This is a genomic window from Clavibacter michiganensis (assembly GCF_016907085.1).
Classification (GTDB): domain Bacteria; phylum Actinomycetota; class Actinomycetes; order Actinomycetales; family Microbacteriaceae; genus Clavibacter; species Clavibacter michiganensis_O.
The window spans coordinates 2,017,319-2,035,898 of record NZ_JAFBBJ010000001.1 but is presented as its reverse complement, the minus strand read 5'-3'; the positions used below and the strand labels follow the sequence as shown (position 1 = coordinate 2,035,898).

Below are 18,580 nucleotides of genomic sequence, written 5' to 3'. Positions count from 1 at the left end.
ACGACGACGAACCGGAGACACCAGTGACCAAGCTCAGGCTGGCCATCGTGGGCGCAGGGCCCGCGGGCATCTACGCGGCCGACATCATCCTGAAGGCCGAGAAGCAGTTCGACGTCTCCATCGACCTGTTCGAGCGCCTCCCCGCGCCGTACGGCCTGGTCCGCTACGGCGTCGCGCCCGACCACCCGCGCATCAAGGGCATCATCGGCGCGCTGCGCGACGTGCTCGACCGCGGCGACATCCGCATCTTCGGCAACGTCGACTACGGCCGCGACATCACGCTGGAGGACCTGCAGAAGCACTACAACGCGGTCATCTTCTCCACGGGCGCGATCCGCGACGCCGAGCTCGACATCCCCGGCATCGACCTGCCGGGCTCCTACGGCGCGGCCGACTTCGTCAACTGGTTCGACGGCCACCCGGACTTCCCGCGCGACTGGCCGCTCGACGCCCGCGAGGTCGCGGTGATCGGCAACGGCAACGTCGCGCTCGACGTGGCGCGCATGCTCGCGAAGCACGCCGACGACCTGCTCCCCACCGAGATCCCGGACAACGTCTACACGGGGCTCAAGCACTCGCCCGTCACCGACGTGCACGTCTTCGGCCGCCGCGGTCCCGCGCAGGTGAAGTTCACGCCGCTCGAGCTCCGCGAGCTCGGCGAGGTGCCCGACGTCGACGTGATCGTCTACGACGAGGACTTCGGCGTGGATCCCGCCGCCGAGGAGGCCGCGAAGACCAACAAGCAGGTCATGGTCATCAGCCGCGTGCTGGAGAAGTGGCGCACGCGCGAGACCGGATCCGCGTCCCGCCGCCTGCACCTGCACTTCTACTCGCGCCCGGCGGAGGTGCTCGCGTCCGACGACGCCGAGCCGCGCGTGGCGGGCCTGCGCATCGAGCGCACGCGTCCGGACGGCCTCGGCGGCGTCGAGGGCACGGGCGAGTACCGCGACGTGCCCGTGCAGGCCATCTACCGCGCGGTCGGCTACTTCGGCTCGCCCGTCGACGGGATCCCGTTCGACGAGCGCCGCGGCGTCATCCCGAACCACGAGGGCCAGGTCCTCGACATGGACAACACGCGCATCCCCGGCGTCTACGCCACGGGCTGGATCAAGCGCGGGCCCATCGGCCTCATCGGGCACACCAAGTCCGACGCCATGGAGACCGTCTCCCACGTGCTCAACGACCAGGGCGACTGGTGGACGCCCGAGGCGCCCGAGGAGCAGGCGATCGTCGACCTCCTCGCGGAGCGCGGCATCGAGTACACCGACCTCGCCGGCTGGCACGCGCTCGACGAGCACGAGATCGCCCTGGGGCAGCCGCACGGCCGCGCCCGCATCAAGGTGGTCGAGCGCGACGAGATGCTCGAGGCGTCGCGCCCGCGCCAGTCCGTGTGATCCGCACGCGCTGACGGACTCTCCCTGATCGACGCCGACGGGCGCCCGCGGTCCTTCCGCGGGCGCCCGTCCGTCGTCCGTCCCCAGCCGCGCGCCCGTCCGCCCGGTCGGAGCATCGCAACCCCTAGGGTCGCCGCGTGATCCCCGCCGCCCCGCCCGCCCTGGTCGTCGCGGCCGGGGTCGCGGGCCTCGCGGGTGCCGCGCTCGGCGCCTGGTCCCCGGCGCTCGCCCGCGTCGCCCTCGCCGGCGGCCGCCGCCGCGACGGCCTCGACGCGCGCCCGCTGGATCCGCTCCCCGGCCTCGGCCGCACCGCCGCGATCGCCGCCGCGCTGGTCACGGGCGCCGTCGCGGCACTGGTCGTCGCGGAGACGCCGCCCGCGCGGATCCCCGTGGCGCTCCTCGTCGTGGCCGTCGGCCCGGTGCTGGTGCTCGCCGACCTCGCCGCGCACCGCCTGCCCGACCGCGCCACCGCTCCCGCGGCGGTCTCGGCCGCGGCGCTCGCGCTGGCCACCGGCGGATCCCCCCTCCTGCTGCAGGCGGCGGCGTGCGGTGCCGGTGCCGTCCTCGTGCTCGGGCTCCTCCAGGCCGCGACCGGCGGCGGCCTCGGCACCGGCGACGTCAAGCTCGCCGGCGTCGTCGGCCTGGTGCTCGGGCTGCTCGGGCCCGCGCAGGTCGCGCTGGGCCTGGCCGCGGGCACGCTCCTCGGCGGCGTCGCGGCGACGGCCCTCCTCGTGGGAGGCCGCGCGCGGGCGTCGACCGCCGTCCCCTTCGGCCCGTGGCTCGTGCTGGGCGCGCTCCTCGTGGCGTCCGCTCCCAGTACGCTCACCTGAGCGTGCGGACGACCCCGGCCGATGGTTGCCTGTGCGCGGAGGTCCCCCTCGCCGCGACAGGCGTACGGTGGACGTAGTGTCCAAGACCCCGGCATCGACGTACTGACGAGCCAGAGGAAGAGAAATGGCACAGAGATCGCTCACGCTGCTGCAGGACGAGACCGGCGTCCTCTTGGCTGCGGCCTCGCGCGCGGTGGTCTCGCTCTACCGCCCGCTGCTCCAGCCGCTCAACCTGACGCATCCGCAGTACCTCGTGCTCCTGGCCCTCGACGAGGAGGAGCCGCAGGCCGTCGTCGACCTCGCGGAGAAGCTGCATCTGACCCCCGGCACGCTCTCGCCGCTGCTCAAGCGCCTCGAGGTGTTCGGCTACGTCACCCGGTTCCGCGACACCAGCGACGAGCGGCGCCTCTCCGTCGGCCTGACCGACGCCGGGCGCGACATGCTGCCCGTCATCTGGCGCGTGGGCGACCAGGTCCGCCGCGACATCGCCGGCGACGCGTCGATCGAGGACTCCGGCGACTCGGAGCTGCGCTCGCTCCTGCAAGCCGTGCTCGACCGGGCCGTCGCGCATGAGCAGGACGGCGCCGACGGCCCGGCGCCCGAGGCCGACTGACCCTCGCGGCTACTGCACGCCCGAGGTGAGGCGTGCCAGGTTGTCGAGCACCGTGCTGGTGCGGGTGCGCCGGCTCCACTCCTCCAGGGTCAGCTCGCGGCTGCGCTTCCGATAGCCGTCCTCGACCCGCCGCATCTCACGCACGAAGCCGGGACCGCGCACCATCAGCGAGACCTCCATGTTGAGGCTGAACGACCGCATGTCCATGTTGCTCGAGCCGATGACGGCCACGTCGTCGTCGATCGTGAAGTGCTTGCTGTGCAGGATGTACGGCGCCCGGTACATCCAGATCCGCACGCCCGCCTTCAGCAGCTCCTCGTAGTACGAGCGCTGCGCGTGGTAGACCACGGGCTGGTCGCCGATCTCGCTCACGAACAGCTCCACCGAGAGCCCGCGCTGCACGGCCGTCGTGATCGCGTACCGCATCGAGTCGTCGGGCACGAAGTACGGCGACGTGATCACGATCCGCTCCTGCGCGTAGTAGAGCAGCGCGTTGAACAGCCGCAGGTTGTTCTCGCCGGGGAACCCGGGGCCGGACGGCACGACCTGGCAGTCGAGCTCCTCGTCGTCGTCCGAGGCCGCGATCTCGATGGGCTCGGTCTCGCGCACGAGCAGCTGGTCGGTCTCCGCGTACCAGTCGGTGATGAAGATCGCGTTGAGGCCGCTGACGATGGGGCCCTCGAGCCGGGTCATGAGGTCCTGCCACTTGAGGCCGCGCTTGCGGTTGACGACCTTGTTGTAGCTGCGGTGCACCATGTTCTGGGATCCCATGAAGCCCACGCGACCGTCGACCACGAGCACCTTGCGGTGGTTGCGGAGGTCCGGCCGCTGGTAGCGCCCGCGCAGCGGCTGCACGGGGAGCATGAGGTTCCAGTCCGCGCCGATCGCCGTGAGCTTGCGCGTGGTGCGCTTGTAGCCGGGCGCGCGCAGCGACGCGATGTGGTCGAGCAGCACCCGCACGGTGACGCCGCGCTGCACCGCGCGCTCGAGCGCGTCGAAGAAGGGGGCGCTCGTGACGTCCCACGCGAGGATGTAGAACTCGACGTGCACGTACCGCGTGGCCTTCTCGACCTCCGCGGTCATCGCCTGGATCGACTCGTCGTAGTGGCTGTACAGCTTCGCCCGGTTGCCGCCCACGAGCGGCATGGAGCCGAGCGTGCGGTTGAGCTCCACGACCGAGTCGAGCCACGACGGCCAGGAGTGCTCGCGCGTGACGCGCTCGATGCCCTCGGTCGACTCGATGATGAACCGGTTGATCTCCTGCTGCTTCTCCCGGCGCCGCTTCGGCAGCCGGGTGGAGCCGATGAGGAGGAACAGGAAGATGCCGATGTACGGCAGGAAGAAGATCGCCATCAGCCACGCCATGGCGGTGGACGGCCGGCGATTCCGGGGGATGACCAGCAGGGCCACTACGCGCACGATGAAGTCGACGACGACCGCGAGCCCCGCTAGGACGAGGGTGGTCATCGAGGGGTCCATCAGCCGGAGTCTATCCGGCGGGATGCCGTCGCGACCGGGCCGGGCGCCGCACGGACACGGGCCTGCGGCGCCCGGCGGATCAGCGGAAGTTGACGAACTGCAGGTCGAGATCCACGTCGGCGCCCTTGAGCAGCGCGATGGTCTGCTGCAGGTCGTCGCGGCTCTTGCTCGAGACGCGGAGCTCGTCGCCCTCGACGCGGCTCTTGATGCTCTTGGGGCCCTCGTCGCGGATGATCTTGCCGATCTTCTTCGCGTTGGCCTGGTCGATGCCCTGCTTGAGGGTGACCTCGATCCGATACTCCTTGCCCGACGCGAAGGGCTCGCCCTCCTCGAGGCTCTTGAGGCCGATGCCGCGCTTGATCATCTTCGTCTGCAGCACGTCGAGGATCGCCTTCACGCGCTCCTCGCTCGAGGCCTTCATGAGGATGGTGTCGCCGCTCCACTCGATGGAGGCGCCCACGTTCTTGAAGTCGTAGCGCTGCTCCACCTCCTTCTGGGTCTGGTGGACGGCGTTGTCCGCCTCCATGCGGTCGACCTTGCTGACGACGTCGAACGAGGAATCTGCCATGCCGACCATGTTAAGGGACGGGCGGCTGCGGGCCCGCGGCGAGGGGATCCGACGATTTCGGTTCGCGGCCCGGCGCCCGCTATCATCGACGAGCGTCTCCGGTCCGTGATCACACAGGTCGGGTGCGCATGGCGAGTTACCCTAGCGGCCAAAGGGATCTGACTGTAAATCAGACGGCTCAGCCTTCGGGGGTTCGAATCCCTCACTCGCCACCGCACTGGACGGCCCCGCTCGCGCGGGGCCGTTCGTCTGCCTCGACGCATCCGTCGGGGCCCGCCCGCGCGGGCAGAGTCGCCCGCGCGCCCGACGACCTGGATCCACCACCGATGTTCCCCGCCGCACCCGGCCCCTCGACGCGCGCCCTCGGCACGTCCGGCGTCGTCGTCTCCACGCTCGGCCTCGGCACGAGCGGCTTCGGCTGGACCGCCGACCGCGAGGCGGCGTGGGCGATCCTCGACGCCTACCGCGAGGAGGGCGGCACCTTCGTCGACACCGCGTCCTCGTACTCGCAGTGGGTGCCCGGCCACGCGGGCGGCGAGTCCGAGGCGATCATCGGCGGCTGGCTGGCCGCGCGCGGCTGCCGCGACGACGTGGTCGTCGGCACGAAGGTCGGCAAGAGCCGCGACGCCCCCGGCACGTCGGCGGAGTCCATCCGCCGCGGGGTCGATGCCTCGTTGCGCCGGCTCGGCACGACGCACGTCGACGTCGTGCACGCCCACCTCGACGACACCCGCACCCCGCTCGAGGAGACCGTCGCCGCGCTGTCCGACCTGGTGAAGGAGGGCAAGGCGCGTCTCGTCGGCGTCTCCGGGTTCCGGCCCGAGCGGATCGAGCAGGCGCTCGCGCTCGCGCACGGATCCGGCGCCGTGCCGGTCGGCGTGGTGCAGGAGGAGTACAGCCTGCTGGCGCGCGACCACGCGGAGGGGCGTCTGCAGGCGCTCGTCAGGCGGGAGGGCCTCGGCCTCGTCGCGCACAGCGTGCTCGCCAAGGGGTTCCTCACGGGCAAGTACCTGCCGGGTGCGCCCGCCGTGCCGTCGGCCCGCGCGCTCGACGCCGAGCAGTACATGTCGGCGGGCGGGCACGCGACGGTGCGCGCCGCCGAGGAGGTCGCGCGGACGCGCGGGGTCACGGTCGCCGAGGTCGCCATCGCGTGGGTGCTCGGCCGGCCCGGGATCGCGAGCGCTCTCGTGGGCGCGCGCACGGTCCGGCAGATCCGGCAGCTGATGCCCGCGGCGCAGCTCGCGCTCGACGACGACGAGGTGTCCCGGCTCGCGTCCGCGGCCGCCCGGGCGACGCGCGACGAGATCGCCTGACCCGCCCGCATCCCGCCCCGCCCGTATCCTGGGGCGACCGCCGCCCGAGCCGTCCGAGCCTCCCGAGGAGATCCGCCCGTGTCCCGTCCCTGGCCCGAGGGCTCCTACATCGCCGCCCTGCTCGTGATGACCACCGCGACGGGCGCCATCGACGGCGTCAGCTACCTCGCGCTCGACCGCGTCTTCACCGGCAACATGACCGGCAACGTGCTCTTCATCGGCTTCGGCCTGGTGGGCGTCGCCGACATCCCCGTGCTCAACAACCTCGTGGCGCTCGTGGCCTTCATGCTCGGCGCGGTCATCGCGTCGCGCATCACCCGACGCGCGCCCACCGACGTGCACCTGCCGCGCTCCTCCGTCTGGATCCTCGTCACGGGCACCCTGCTCACCCTCGCGCTCGCCGTGGTCTGGCTCGCGGTCGGCACGCTCGAGACCGGGGTCATGATCGGCATCACCGGCTTCCTCGCGCTGCTGCTCGGCGCGCAGGCGGCGGCCGTGAAGAGCATCGGCCTGCGGGACCTCTCCACCGTCGTCGTGACGATGACGATGGTGAACCTCTCCTCCGACAGCCGCGTCGCCGGGGGCACGGGCGCCGCGTGGGCCCGCCGCATCGGCGCGATCGTGTGCATGGGGCTCGGCGCGCTGGTCGCCGCGCTCATCACGACGCACGTCGGCGGCGCGTGGGCGCTGCTCGCCGCGGGCGGCCTGATGGTGCTGGGCGTCGGCCTGCTGTGGAACGCGCGCCGGATCGAGCGGGGGCGCCTCCGCGAGGCCGCGACGGAGATCCCCGCGGTCGACGAGCGCACGGGCGTCGCGCCGGCCTGAGCCGTCGCGCCGCGGCGTCCCCGAAGGCTCTGGCAGGGTGGTCGCATGACGACCCCCGGTGACACCGCGCTCCTGACCATCGCCCGCGACATCGCCGTCCGCGCCGGGGAGCTCGCGCTCCGCCGCCGCCGGGAGGGCGTCGAGGTGGCCGCGTCGAAGTCGAGCCCCGAGGACATCGTCACCCACACCGACCGCGAGACCGAGGACCTCATCCGGCAGGCGCTCCAGGACGTCCGCCCCGACGACGGCTTCCTCGGCGAGGAGTCCGAGGGCACGTCGGGCAGCTCGGGCCTCACCTGGGTCGTCGACCCCATCGACGGCACCGTCAACTTCCTCTACGGGATCCCGGCATGGGCCGTGAGCGTGGCCGTGGTCGAGGGCGAGGCGGATCCGCTCACCTGGACCGCCCGGGCCGGCTGCGTCGTGAACCCCACCCTCGGCGAGGTGTACACGGCGACGGCGGGCGGCGGATCCGCGCTCGACGGGCGGCCGCTCGCCGTGAACGCCGGCGTGCCGCTCAGCCTCGCCCTCGTCGGCACCGGCTTCTCCTACGGCGCCGAGACGCGCATGCGGCAGGGGCGCGTGATCACCGACCTGCTCGGCGAGGTGCGCGACATCCGCCGCATCGGCGCCGCGTCGCTCGACCTCTGCAACGTGGCGGCGGGCCGCACCGACGCCTACTTCGAGCGCGGGCTCAAGCCGTGGGACCACGCGGCCGGCGCCCTCATCGCCGCGGAGGCGGGTGCGCGCGTGACCGGGATCGGCGGCGGACCGGCCTCCGACGACCTGCTCATCGCGGCCGATCCCGAGCTCGCGCGCGCCCTCGAGGAGCGGCTGGAGCGCCCGCGCGCATAGCCCCTGAGGGCCCTCCGGCGCATCCCCCGGGTGGCGCGAATCCCTTCCGGCGGTTAGCCTTTACCGATCCGTTACATCGCGACCGGGCTGGAACCGGTCGCTGGCGCACGCCCCGACACCGCTCGGCCGGCATCGCGCAGCACCTGTCCCTCGCACTAGGAGTCCCACGATCCTGTCCGTCCTCCACGCCTCGCGTGCCCCCCAGGCCTCCGACCGGCGGCCCTCGTGCTGACCCCCGACGAGACCGCAGGGACCGTGTACGCGACGCGACGCGAGCGACGCGAGGCAGAGCGGCGGGCCGCCGAGGCGCAGCAGGCACCCGAGGCGCAGCAGGCACCCGAGGCGCAGCCGGCACCCCACGTGCGGCAGGCACCCGAGGGCGACGCGGCTGAGCAGCCCGCGGCCGAGCAGCCCGCGCTGGTCGCGCCCGCGCCCCGCATCATCCACATCCCGGTCGAGGCACCCTCCGCCCCCACCACGCACCTCCCCGCGGACGCCGAGCCCGCCGCCGCGATCGCCGCGGAGACCGTCCCCCTCGCGACCCGCGCCCGTCGCCTCCGCGCCGCGTCCGCCGCCGCCGCTCCCGAGTCGCGCCGCTCCTCGTACGTGCCCGCGAAGCGCGCGAGCGTGCCGGCCGCCGCACCGCACGCCCGCATCCGCGGGCGCCGCGTCCCCGCCTCCGCGCGTCCCGCCCTCGCCGCCCCGGCGCCCGAGGCCGCCGCCGGCCGTCGCCGCGCGAACGCGTCGCGCGGGCTCACGCTCCTCACCATGGCGTTCGTCGCGACGGTCACCATCGCGACCTCGCTGCCGTCCTCCGCGTTCCTGACCGGCCAGGACATGGCGCAGGCGAACGTCGTCACCGACGCGCCGGCCACGTCGATCCCCAGCCAGAGCGTCGCGCTCTCCGCGGCTCCCGAGGCGATCGTCGTCGGCGGCACCGACGACGCCTTCACCGCCACGACGCCGCAGCAGATCATGCTCGCCCAGACGTCCAAGGGCGCCGGCGCCTTCACGAACAACATCAACGGCACGATCCAGTGGCCCTTCGCCTCGGGCGTGCCCATCAGCGGCGTCTTCGGCCACCGCATCGCGCCCTGCTCCAACGGCTGCTCGAGCGACCACAAGGGCGTCGACTTCGCGCCGGGCCTCGGGGCCCCCATCCAGGCGATCGCCGACGGCGTCGTCCGCGAGGCCGTGCCCACCGACTCCAGCGGCCTCGGCGTCCACCTCGTCATCGACCACGTCATCGACGGGCAGCTCGTCACGAGCGTCTACGGCCACATGCTGCCGGGATCGCTCCTCGTGAAGGCGGGCGACGCCGTCAAGGTCGGCCAGCAGATCGGCCAGGTCGGCAACACGGGTGCGTCCACCGGCCCGCACCTGCACCTCGAGATCCACGTCGCGGACGGCACCCCGGTGGATCCCTTCGCCTGGCTGAAGGAGCACGCGAACTAGCCCGCGCAGCGCTCGCACGACGACGCCCCCTCGCCCGAAGGCGAGGGGGCGTCGTCGTGCCGGGGCCGGTCAGCCCCGGATCAGCCACACGGTCGTGTCGGACGGCACGGCGTCGCCGTCGAGCGGCCGGCTCGCGAGCAGCACGCGGCCCTCGGGCAGCGGCACCGCGGCCTGCCCGAGGTTCGCGATGACCGTGACGCCCGCGCTCTCGAACGCGATCACGTCGTCGCCCTCCGCGTCGATCCACTCCAGCGCACCCAGCGCCAGGCCGTGCTCGCGACGCAGCAGCAGCGCCTCCGTGTAGAGGGAGAGGGTCGACGCGGGATCCGCCTGCTCGGCGTCGCGCGCGAACCGGTCCCAGTCGTCGGGCTGCGGCAGCCAGCTGGCGTCGCCGTCGCTGAAGCCGTACGACGGCTTCCCGGCCTCCCACGGGATCGGCACGCGGCAGCCGTCGCGGCCGTAGCGCTCGCCCGCGGTGCGGTGGAACGTCGGATCCTGGCGCGCGGAGTCCGGCAGGCGGATGTCCTCGGGCAACCCGAGCTCCTCGCCCTGGTAGACGTAGGCGCTGCCGGGCAGCGCGAGCATGAGCGCGCTGGCGGCGCGGGCGCGGCGGAGGCCGAGCTCCTCGTCGACCGTCACGGTCGAGTTCGGCCCGATGCCCACGCCCTGCGGGTTATCGCCCGAGAGCGCGAGGCGGCTGGCGTGCCGCACCACGTCGTGGTTCGAGAGCACCCAGGTGCTCGGCGCGCCCACGGAGGAGAAGGTCGCGAGCGACGCGTCGATCGTGCGGCGGAGCGCGGCGGCGTCCCAGGGCGTCTCGAGGTAGCTGAAGTTGAACGCCTGGTGCATCTCGTCCGGGCGCACCCAGTCGGCCAGCTTCGCGAGCGGCTCGACCCACGCCTCGGCGACCATCGCGCGGTCGCCCTCGTAGGAGTCGAAGATCTCGCGCCACTCGCGGTAGATCTCGTGCACGCCCTCCTGCGCGAAGTACGGCGGCGGGGGAGCGGGCTGGTCGTCGGCACCGCCGGCGCCGCCCATGCTGCCCTGGCCCTCGGGCGGCGTGTAGTCGGGGAGGCCGGGCGCCTTGACCATGCCGTGCGCGACGTCCACGCGGAACCCGTCGACGCCGCGGTCGAGCCAGAAGCGGAGGATCTCGCGGAAGCGCTCGCGCACCCACGGGTTCGTCCAGTCGAGGTCGGGCTGCGACGAGTCGAACAGGTGCAGGTACCACTGGCCGGGCGTGCCGTCGGGCTCGGTGAGCCGGGTCCACGCCGGGCCGCCGAAGATCGACTCCCAGTTGTTCGGGGGCAGCTCGCCGTCGGCGCCCTTCCCGTCGCGGAACATGTAGCGGGCGCGCTCCTCGCTGCCGGCGGGGGCGGCCAGCGCCTCCTGGAACCAGCGGTGCGCGGAGGACGTGTGGTTCGGGACGATGTCGACGATCACGCGGAGGCCGAGCTCGTGCGCGCGGCGCTGCATCCGCTCGAAGTCGTCGAGGGTGCCGAACAGCGGATCCACGGCGCAGTAGTCCGCGACGTCGTAGCCCGCGTCGTTCTGCGGCGACAGGAAGAAGGGGGAGAGCCAGACGGCGTCGACCCCGAGCTCGCGGAGCGCGGGCAGGCGCTCGGTGATGCCGGGGAGGTCGCCGATGCCGTCGCCGTCGGAGTCGGCGAAGGAGCGCGGGTAGATCTGGTAGATGACGGCGGTGCGCCACCACTCGGATCCGGTTCCGTGCTGCGGTGTGCTGTCGGGGTGGGCCGAGGTGTCGTCCCGGGCAGCCGTGGACAGGGCTGTGGGGGCAGGCGAAGTCATGCGACGAGCCTAGGCGACGGGCAGGGAGCGCTCCCGACGCCCGGGGAGCGGCGGAATACGCGGGGGCGCGGGCCGGCTTGACCCTGGGGACGGCCGCCGCCGCCATCACCGGACGAAGGAGATCAGCCATGACGAACCCCGCACGCGTGCCCCTCGGATCCAGCGGCCTGGAGGTGCTGCCCCTGTCCTTCGGCGGCAACGTCTTCGGCTGGACCGCCGACGAGGCCACCTCGTTCCAGCTCCTCGACGCCTACGTCGCGGCCGGCGGCAACTTCATCGACACGGCCGACGTGTACTCCGCGTGGAAGCCCGGCAACTCGGGCGGCGAGTCCGAGGAGATCATCGGCCGCTGGCTCGCCGCGCGCGGCCGCCCCGACGACCTCGTCATCGCCACGAAGGTCGGAGCGCACGAGGCCGCGAAGGGCACCTCGCGCGACAGCGTCCGCCGCGGCGTCGAGGCCAGCCTCCGCCGGCTCGGCGTCGACGCGATCGACCTCTACTACGCGCACGTCGACGACCAGGACACCCCGATCGAGGAGACCGTCACCGCGCTCGCCGAGCTCGTGACGGAGGGCAAGGTCCGTGCGATCGGCGCCTCCAACTTCACGGCCGAGCGCCTGCAGGCCGCGCTCGACGTCTCGGCCCGCGAGGGCATCGCCCGCTTCGAGGTCCTCCAGAACCGCTACAACCTCGTCGCCCGTGACGACTACGAGGGCGCGCTCGCCGACCTGCTGATCCGCGAGGGCATCGCGTCCGCGCCCTACTCGAGCCTCGCGAGCGGCTTCCTCACGGGCAAGTACCGCGGCGCGGACGTCGACAGCCCGCGCGCGGGCGCGGCATCCAAGTACTACGACGACCACGGCCGCGCGCTGCTCGAGGTGCTCGACCGGGTCGCCGAGGCCCACGGCGTCTCCGTCACGACGGTGTCGCTCGCGTGGCTGCGGGCGCAGCCGTCGGTCACCGCGCCGATCGCCAGCGCGCGCGACCTCACGCAGCTGCCCGACCTCCTCGCCTCCGTCGAGCTCGAGCTGACGGCCGACGAGATCCGCGACCTCTCCGCGGTCTGATCCCCGGGAGCCCGGCCGGACGTGCGCCGGTCCGGGCCGTCACGCGTCTCGTGGGCGGTCCCGGACCTGCTATCGTCGTAGGGTTCCAGCGCGTCTCCGACGCGCCCGGGCACGCCCCCATAGCTCATTGGTAGAGCACTTCCTTGGTAAGGAAGAGGTAGTGAGTTCAATCCTCACTGGGGGCTCGATCCCCGGCCCTCGATCACGGGCGGCCGCGGGGATCGTGGCGGGGTAGCTCAGGTGGTTAGAGCACACGGCTCATAATCGTGGTGTCGCGGGTTCAAGTCCCGCTCCCGCTACGGAAGCGCGGATCCCTCGGGGTCCGTCCTCCTCGATAGGCCCCGGACACCTCTCGCCAGGTTCCGGGGCCTTTCCTTCGTCCGCCGGGCATCTGCCGCCGGGGCCCTGCCCGCGTGTCCTCCCGCGGCGCCCGGCCTTCCGGCGTCGCCCACCACGGCGTAGCCTCCGGGCATGACCCACCACGACTCCACGGACCCCACCGACCACGACGACGTGCTCTACAAGACCCAGGGCAACCCCGTCCCCGACGCGCACGACGAGGAGCGCCGCGAGGCTCCCGCCGGCGGCGACTACACCGCCAGCGAATCGGAGGAGGAGAAGGAGGCGCGCGAGGGCGGCGCCTGATCCGCATCCCGCGCACCGAGCGCACGAGGGCCGCCGCGACGCGTTCGCGGCGGCCCTCCATCCGGCCGACACGCCGAGTCCGCGCGGGCGTCGGATCCGGTCCGGCATCCCGGATCCGCATGACGACGCGGGAGGCGCCGCGACACGCCGAAACACTAGATGTAGTGGAATGACAGGTCTGTAGTTCGGGTTATATAGTGGAGAACCTCACCGCCCCACCGGGTGGCCGAGCAACCCGGATCCTCGCGAAGACGCGGAACCGGAGGCCATCGGGGCGAGAGCCACGAGACCTGAGGAACCGCACCGGCGGTTCCCGACCAGACACAACGGGAGGCACCCATGGACTACGACAACAACGACACCGTCGGCGGCTACGCGATCCCCGTCGACCCCATGGAGCTCCTGCAGTGCGACTCCTGCCAGTAGGCATCTGACGCCGCACGAGCGGCATCGCGACCCGGGCCCCGGTCCCCACGAGAAGTGGGGGCCGGGGCTCTCGCATGCCCGGACGGACCGCGGCCCGGGCGCGCGGACGCCCGCCGCGTAGGATCGTCCGGTGCCAGTGAATCCAGAGCTCCAGGGTCGCGTGCTCCCCGCCGCCGCCCCGTACCTGGTGGGACGCGAGAAGGTGCGCGAGTTCGCCCGCGCCGTCGGCGCCACCCACCCCGTCCACCTCGACCCCGAGGCGGCGCGCGCCGCCGGCCACGCCGACGTGGTCGCGCCGAGCACGTTCCCCGTGGTCGTGCAGGAGGCGACGCTCGCGCAGCTGCTCGCCGAGCCCGACGCCGGCATCGACTTCAGCCGCGTGGTCCACGGCGAGCAGGCCTTCACGTACTCCCGCCCGGTGGTCGCGGGCGACGAGCTCACGGCGACGCTCACCGTCACCAAGGTGGCGACCCTGGGCGGCAACGCGATGGTGACCGCCGAGTCCGCCATGGTCGACGGATCCGGCGCCCACGTCGTCACGGCCGTCTCCACCCTCGTGGTCCGCGGGGACGACGCGTGAGCGCCGGATCCGGCGCAGCCGCCGCGGCCGTGCCCGTGCTCGCCGACCTCGCCGTGGGCGACGTCGTGGCGGAGCGATCGCTGCACCTCACGCGCGACTCCCTCGTCCGCTACGCGGGCGCGTCGGGTGACTTCAACCCCATCCACTACCGCGATGACGTGGCCGCGTCGGTCGGGCTACCCGGCGTCCTCGCCCACGGCATGCTCACGATGGGCCAGGCCGTGCAGCCCGTGGCCGACTGGGCGGGGGATCCCTCGCGCATCGTCTCCTACGGCGTGCGGTTCACGCGGCCCGTGGTCGTGGATCCCGCCGACGGCCAGGACCTCTCGATCGTGGCCAAGCTCGGCGCGATCGACGCCGAGGCGGGCACCGTGCGCGTCGACATCGCCGTCTCCGTCGACGGGAAGACCGTCCTCGGCCGCGCCCAGGCGCAGGTCCGGCTGGCGTAGGGCCCCCGTGACGATCGAGACCCACCGCGACGCCCCGCTCGCCGACCTCACCACGCTGCGCGTGGGCGGTCCGGCGGAGGAGCTCGTGACCGTGAGCGAGCGCGACGAGCTGGTCGACACGCTCCTCGGCCTGTGGGCCGTGGGCGAGGACTGGATGGTCCTCGGCGGCGGATCCAACTCCCTCATCTCCGACGAGGGGGTCGAGGGCACGGTCATCCGGATCGCGACCCGCGGAGTCGAGGTCGGCGAGGAGCGGGCGGACGGCACCGTCCTCGTGCGCGTGCAGGCCGGCGAGCCGTGGGACGCGCTCGTCGCCCGCACCGTGGCCGACGGCCTCGCCGGGCTCGAGGCGCTGTCGGGGATCCCCGGATCCACCGGCGCCTCGCCCGTGCAGAACATCGGCGCGTACGGCCAGGAGGTCGCCGATGTCCTCGAGGGCGTCGACTTCCTCGACTACGAGACGGGCGAGGTGGAGCGGCTGGGTGCCGCCGACCTCGACCTCGGCTACCGCACCTCCGCGCTCAAGCGCGGCCGCGTGGGCGTCGTGCTGTCCGTCGACTTCGCGCTCACCCGCGGCGAGGGCCCCGACGCGCTCGGCCTGCCCGTCGCCTACCCGCAGCTCGCCGGCGCGCTCGGCGTCGAGCTCGGCGAGCGGGTGCCCGTGGCCCGGGTGCGCGAGACCGTGCTGACGCTCCGCGCGTCCAAGGGCATGGTGCTCGACGACGCGGATCACGACACCTGGAGCGCCGGTTCCTTCTTCACCAACCCCATCGTCAGCGCCGCGTTCGCGCGCACGCTCCCGGCCGACGCCCCGCGCTGGCCGCAGGAGGATCCGCCCCAGGACCTCGTCGTGCCGCTCGGCGACCAGTGGGAGGTGGCGGAGGCCATCGAGCGCCAGGCCGCCGCGCGCCGCCGACACGAGCCCGCGGGCGTCAAGCTCAGCGCCGCGTGGCTCATCGAGCACTCGGGCGTGCGGCGCGGCTTCCGGCTGCCGGGATCCGGCGCGGCGGTCTCGTCCAAGCACACGCTGGCGCTCACCAACCGCGGCACCGCGACCGCCGAGGACGTCGCCGCCCTCGCGCGCTACGTGCAGGGCCGCGTGATGAGCGAGCACGGCGTGATCCTGCAGCCCGAGCCCGTGCTGGTCGGCCTCTCCCTCTAGCGGCGGGCCGACCGGCGGGGCCGGGCGGCGGATCAGGCCAGCAGGTCGCGGATCCGGCGCACGCCCTCGAGCAGCGCGTCGTCGCCCAGCGCGTAGCTGAAGCGCAGGAACCCGCTCGGGCCGAACGCCTCGCCGGGCACCGCCGCGACCTCCGCCTTCTCGAGCAGCACGTCGGCGACCTCGAGCGAGGTGGTCGGGGTGACGCCGTCGATGTCGCGGCCGAAGAGGCCCGTCACGTCGGGGTAGACGTAGAACGCGCCCTGCGGCGTGGGCGTGACGAAGCCGGGGATGGCGTCGAGCTCGGCGACGATCGTGCGGCGGCGGCGGTCGAAGGCCTCGCGCATCCGGTCGACGGTGTCGCGGGGGCCGCGGAGCGCCGCGATAGCCGCGCGCTGCGAGACGTTCGAGACGTTCGAGGAGAGGTGCGACTGCAGGTTGCCCGCGGCCTTGATGGCGTCGGCCGGGCCGACCATCCACCCGACGCGCCAGCCCGTCATGGCGTAGGTCTTGGCGACGCCGTTGACGAGGATCGTGCGGTCGGCCAGCGCCGGGACCACGTCGACGATGCTCGCGGCCTCGGCCCCGTCGTAGACGAGGTCCTGGTAGATCTCGTCGCTGATGACCCAGAGGCCCTTCGAGTCGGCCCACTCGCCGATCTCGCGGGTCTGCTCCCGCGAGTAGACGGCGCCCGTGGGGTTCGACGGCGAGACGAACAGCAGCACCTTGGTGCGCGGCGTCCACGCGGCCTCGAGCTGCTCGACGGTCACGAGGTAGCCCTGGTCGGCGCCCGCGAAGACGTCGACGGGCACGCCGCCCGCGAGGCGGATGGCCTCGGGGTAGGTGGTCCAGTAGGGCGTGGGCACGAGGACCTCGTCGCCCGGGTCGAGCAGCGTCTGGAAGGCCTGGTAGACGGCCTGCTTGCCGCCGTTGGTGACGATGATCCGGTTGATCCCCACGTCGAGGCCGGAGGAGGCGCGGGTCTTGTCGGCGATCGCCTCGCGGAGGTCGGGGAGGCCGGCGGCCGCGGTGTAGCGGTGGTTGCGGGGATCCCGCGCGGCCTCGACCGCGGCCTCGACCACGTAGTCGGGCGTCGGGAAGTCGGGCTCGCCCGCCGCGAAGCTGATGACGGGGCGTCCGGCGGCCTGCAGGGCCTTGGCCTTGCCGTCGACCTTGAGGGTCGCGGACTCGGCGATGGATCCGATGCGGGTGGAGACGCGGCTGAGGGGGACGGTGCTCTGCGGTTCGGCCATGCATGTGAGCATAGGGATCCGCGCCCGCCGCCACGCGGGTGCCGACGCCGGCCTGGCCGCCGCCCGACCGTGGGCCCGCGGATGCTGGTACACTCGTCCGGGTCGGTATCTCCGCCATGCTCTTCCGCGCCTTCTTCCGTCCGTGCTCGCACGGTCGTGGCGCATGAGGGCAGGCGGGTGTCGACGCAGAGGGTGGTGGCTCAATTGGTAGAGCAGCGGTCTCCAAAACCGCAGGTTGCAGGTTCGAGTCCTGTCCGCCCTGCTAGATGGAACGGGTCCCCGGGCACGTGACATCGCGGCTCGCCCGAACTCCGGGCGACAGCCGAGCAATGCAGGAAGGGACCCACGCGTGGCGCGGAAGATCGTCGACGAGCCGAGCGAGGAGATCGTCGCGCAGGCTCGCGAGCAGCGGGACGCACGACGCAACCCCTTCGCCCGGCTGGTGCTCTTCATCAAGCAGGTCGTGCAGGAGCTCAAGAAGGTGGTCACCCCCACCCGCAAGGAGCTGCTGACGTTCACGGGAGTGGTGCTGGCCTTCGTCATCGTCATGATGGTGATCGTCTCGCTCCTCGACCAGCTGTTCGGGTACCTCGCCATCGTGGTGTTCGGCAACGGCGCCTAGCACCAGGGCCTCCACGCGGAGGCGGCACGGGCCGGAAGGCGAGCGACGCGGGGACCTGAGGGTCCACGCGCGCGGAGCACGGCAGCGGCGCGGATCCTCACGGGTCCCGCATCCGCGCGGCCCGGCGCCCGGGAGCAGCACGGCACAGAACGGCAACGCACGACGAAGAACGAGGGAAGTAGATCCATTGGCTGAGAGCAAGCGCGACGACGTCGACCTCGCCCCCGCGGCGGAGCAGTCCTCCGAGGTGGACGAGGTCCAGGAGGGCCACGCCATCGAGTCCTCCGAGGAGAGCTCGGATGCGGCAGAGCACACCGCCCTGCACGTCGAGGGCGACTCGGTCGAGACCGACCTGACGGCCGCGCTCGACGCGATGGAGTCCGTCGAGGACCCCGAGGCCGACGCCATCGTCGAGGACGCGCTCGACATCGACTCGGCCGACGAGGCCGAGGCCGCCGTCGAGGCGACCGACGACGAGGCGGAGGAGGAGGCGGCCGAGGAGGCCCTCGAGCCCGCCGACGTCGCGCCCGCCACCGCGGAGGACGTCGCCCAGGCCGAGGCTGACCTGGTGCCGGACGAGGACGCGGACGACGCCGAGGTCGACCCCTACGAGGACTTCCGCAAGGAGCTCCGCTCCAAGCCGGGCAAGTGGTACGTCATCCACTCCTACGCGGGCTTCGAGCGCCGCGTGAAGAGCAACATCGAGAACCGCATGGTGTCGCTCAACATGGAGGACGACATCTACCAGATCGAGGTCCCGATGGAGGACGTCGTCGAGATCAAGAACGGCCAGCGCAAGATGGTCAACCGCGTGCGCATCCCGGGCTACGTGCTCGTGCGCATGAGCCTCAACGAGGACAGCTGGTCGGTCGTCCGCCACACCCCCGGCGTCACGGGCTTCGTGGGCAACGCCCACAACCCCACGCCCCTCCGCTTCGAGGAGGCCTTCTCCATGCTGAAGAGCCTCGTCGAGATCAAGGAGGTGGCGCAGGTCAAGGGCCAGCCCACCAAGGGCGGCCAGGCGCAGCGCGTCGTCGCCGCCGAGGTCGACTTCGAGATCGGCGAGACCATCACGATCAAGGAGGGCTCGTTCGCGGGCCTCCCCGGCTCCATCAGCGAGATCAAGCCCGAGAGCGGCAAGCTCACGGTGCTCGTCTCCCTGTTCGAGCGCGAGACCCCGGTCGAGCTCAGCTTCGACCAGGTCACCAAGCTCTAGGCGGTCGGGCCGCGCGGCCCGC

General features: G+C 72.8%; 18 protein-coding genes and 4 tRNA genes. 18 read left to right on the top strand and 4 right to left on the bottom strand.

The genetic code is table 11. The annotated features are described in order from the left end of the window. Window positions 1–23 precede the first annotated feature (23 nt). The 3 genes from JOE38_RS09425 (at window position 24) to JOE38_RS09415 (ending at window position 2,837) form a co-directional block, all read left to right on the top strand. The gene (locus tag JOE38_RS09425) at window positions 24–1,394 is read left to right on the top strand and encodes an FAD-dependent oxidoreductase (protein WP_204575975.1); all 1,371 of its coding nucleotides are present in this window, start codon (window positions 24–26) and stop codon (window positions 1,392–1,394) included. A 137-nt stretch (window positions 1,395–1,531) separates the two neighbouring features. Further along, entirely contained in the window at window positions 1,532–2,224 is a 693-nt protein-coding gene (locus JOE38_RS09420; RefSeq protein ID WP_204575972.1) for a prepilin peptidase, read from the top strand. A 124-nt stretch (window positions 2,225–2,348) separates the two neighbouring features. Further along, window positions 2,349–2,837: a MarR family winged helix-turn-helix transcriptional regulator gene (locus JOE38_RS09415; protein WP_204575970.1), complete on the top strand. Its 489-nt coding sequence runs from the start codon at window positions 2,349–2,351 to the stop codon at window positions 2,835–2,837. 9 nt (window positions 2,838–2,846) lie between these two features. Here JOE38_RS09415 and cls read toward each other — a convergent pair whose 3' ends face one another. Together cls and JOE38_RS09405 are read right to left on the bottom strand one after the other, a co-directional pair. Further along, window positions 2,847–4,316 (bottom strand): cardiolipin synthase, encoded by a 1,470-nt coding sequence (cls, locus tag JOE38_RS09410; protein WP_204575968.1) that lies wholly within the window; start codon window positions 4,314–4,316, stop codon window positions 2,847–2,849. 79 nt (window positions 4,317–4,395) lie between these two features. After that, entirely contained in the window at window positions 4,396–4,884 is a 489-nt protein-coding gene (locus JOE38_RS09405; protein WP_043583901.1) for a YajQ family cyclic di-GMP-binding protein, read from the bottom strand. 130 nt (window positions 4,885–5,014) lie between these two features. On the opposite strand from JOE38_RS09405, the gene JOE38_RS09400 reads away from it, so the two are divergent. The 5 genes from JOE38_RS09400 to JOE38_RS09380 all read left to right on the top strand — a co-directional run bounded on the left by JOE38_RS09400 (window position 5,015) and on the right by JOE38_RS09380 (window position 9,332). Continuing rightward, window positions 5,015–5,096 (top strand) — tRNA-Tyr (locus JOE38_RS09400). A gap of 114 nt (window positions 5,097–5,210) precedes the next feature. Beyond that, window positions 5,211–6,197, top strand: a complete 987-nt coding sequence (locus JOE38_RS09395; protein WP_204575966.1) for an aldo/keto reductase — start codon at window positions 5,211–5,213, stop codon at window positions 6,195–6,197. A gap of 78 nt (window positions 6,198–6,275) precedes the next feature. Next, entirely contained in the window at window positions 6,276–7,022 is a 747-nt protein-coding gene (locus JOE38_RS09390) for a YoaK family protein (RefSeq protein ID WP_204575963.1), read from the top strand. A gap of 45 nt (window positions 7,023–7,067) precedes the next feature. Continuing rightward, window positions 7,068–7,877: an inositol monophosphatase family protein gene (locus JOE38_RS09385; RefSeq protein WP_204575958.1), complete on the top strand. Its 810-nt coding sequence runs from the start codon at window positions 7,068–7,070 to the stop codon at window positions 7,875–7,877. 225 nt (window positions 7,878–8,102) lie between these two features. Next, on the top strand, window positions 8,103–9,332 hold the full coding sequence (locus JOE38_RS09380; protein WP_204575955.1) for a M23 family metallopeptidase: 1,230 nt from the start codon (window positions 8,103–8,105) through the stop codon (window positions 9,330–9,332). A gap of 69 nt (window positions 9,333–9,401) precedes the next feature. On the opposite strand, the gene JOE38_RS09375 is transcribed toward JOE38_RS09380, so the two are convergent. Next, entirely contained in the window at window positions 9,402–11,141 is a 1,740-nt protein-coding gene (locus JOE38_RS09375; protein ID WP_204575953.1) for a glycoside hydrolase family 13 protein, read from the bottom strand. Between the two features lie 128 nt (window positions 11,142–11,269). On the opposite strand from JOE38_RS09375, the gene JOE38_RS09370 reads away from it, so the two are divergent. The 7 genes from JOE38_RS09370 (at window position 11,270) to JOE38_RS09340 (ending at window position 15,470) form a co-directional block, all read left to right on the top strand. Beyond that, the gene (locus tag JOE38_RS09370; protein ID WP_204575950.1) at window positions 11,270–12,208 is read left to right on the top strand and encodes an aldo/keto reductase; all 939 of its coding nucleotides are present in this window, start codon (window positions 11,270–11,272) and stop codon (window positions 12,206–12,208) included. 113 nt (window positions 12,209–12,321) lie between these two features. Next, window positions 12,322–12,393, top strand: a tRNA-Thr gene (locus JOE38_RS09365). Between the two features lie 40 nt (window positions 12,394–12,433). After that, window positions 12,434–12,507, top strand: a tRNA-Met gene (locus JOE38_RS09360). A gap of 172 nt (window positions 12,508–12,679) precedes the next feature. Beyond that, complete coding sequence (locus JOE38_RS09355; RefSeq protein ID WP_165770596.1) at window positions 12,680–12,853, top strand: hypothetical protein; 174 nt, start codon at window positions 12,680–12,682, stop codon at window positions 12,851–12,853. Between the two features lie 556 nt (window positions 12,854–13,409). After that, on the top strand, window positions 13,410–13,859 hold the full coding sequence (locus tag JOE38_RS09350) for an FAS1-like dehydratase domain-containing protein (protein ID WP_204575948.1): 450 nt from the start codon (window positions 13,410–13,412) through the stop codon (window positions 13,857–13,859). After that, entirely contained in the window at window positions 13,856–14,308 is a 453-nt protein-coding gene (locus JOE38_RS09345; protein ID WP_307838854.1) for a MaoC family dehydratase, read from the top strand. The genes JOE38_RS09350 and JOE38_RS09345 overlap by 4 nt, the downstream gene beginning before the upstream one ends. A 7-nt stretch (window positions 14,309–14,315) precedes the next feature. Beyond that, entirely contained in the window at window positions 14,316–15,470 is a 1,155-nt protein-coding gene (locus JOE38_RS09340) for a UDP-N-acetylmuramate dehydrogenase (protein WP_204575946.1), read from the top strand. Window positions 15,471–15,502: 32 nt separating this feature from the next. Here JOE38_RS09340 and JOE38_RS09335 read toward each other — a convergent pair whose 3' ends face one another. Next, on the bottom strand, window positions 15,503–16,720 hold the full coding sequence (locus JOE38_RS09335; RefSeq protein WP_204575944.1) for a pyridoxal phosphate-dependent aminotransferase: 1,218 nt from the start codon (window positions 16,718–16,720) through the stop codon (window positions 15,503–15,505). A gap of 189 nt (window positions 16,721–16,909) precedes the next feature. On the opposite strand from JOE38_RS09335, the gene JOE38_RS09330 reads away from it, so the two are divergent. The 3 genes from JOE38_RS09330 to nusG all read left to right on the top strand — a co-directional run bounded on the left by JOE38_RS09330 (window position 16,910) and on the right by nusG (window position 18,558). Continuing rightward, window positions 16,910–16,982, top strand: a tRNA-Trp gene (locus JOE38_RS09330). Between the two features lie 87 nt (window positions 16,983–17,069). Next, window positions 17,070–17,342, top strand: a complete 273-nt coding sequence (gene secE / locus JOE38_RS09325) for a preprotein translocase subunit SecE (RefSeq protein ID WP_012039478.1) — start codon at window positions 17,070–17,072, stop codon at window positions 17,340–17,342. Window positions 17,343–17,529: 187 nt separating this feature from the next. Beyond that, window positions 17,530–18,558 (top strand): transcription termination/antitermination protein NusG, encoded by a 1,029-nt coding sequence (gene nusG, locus JOE38_RS09320; protein WP_204575942.1) that lies wholly within the window; start codon window positions 17,530–17,532, stop codon window positions 18,556–18,558. Window positions 18,559–18,580: the final 22 nt, after the last annotated feature.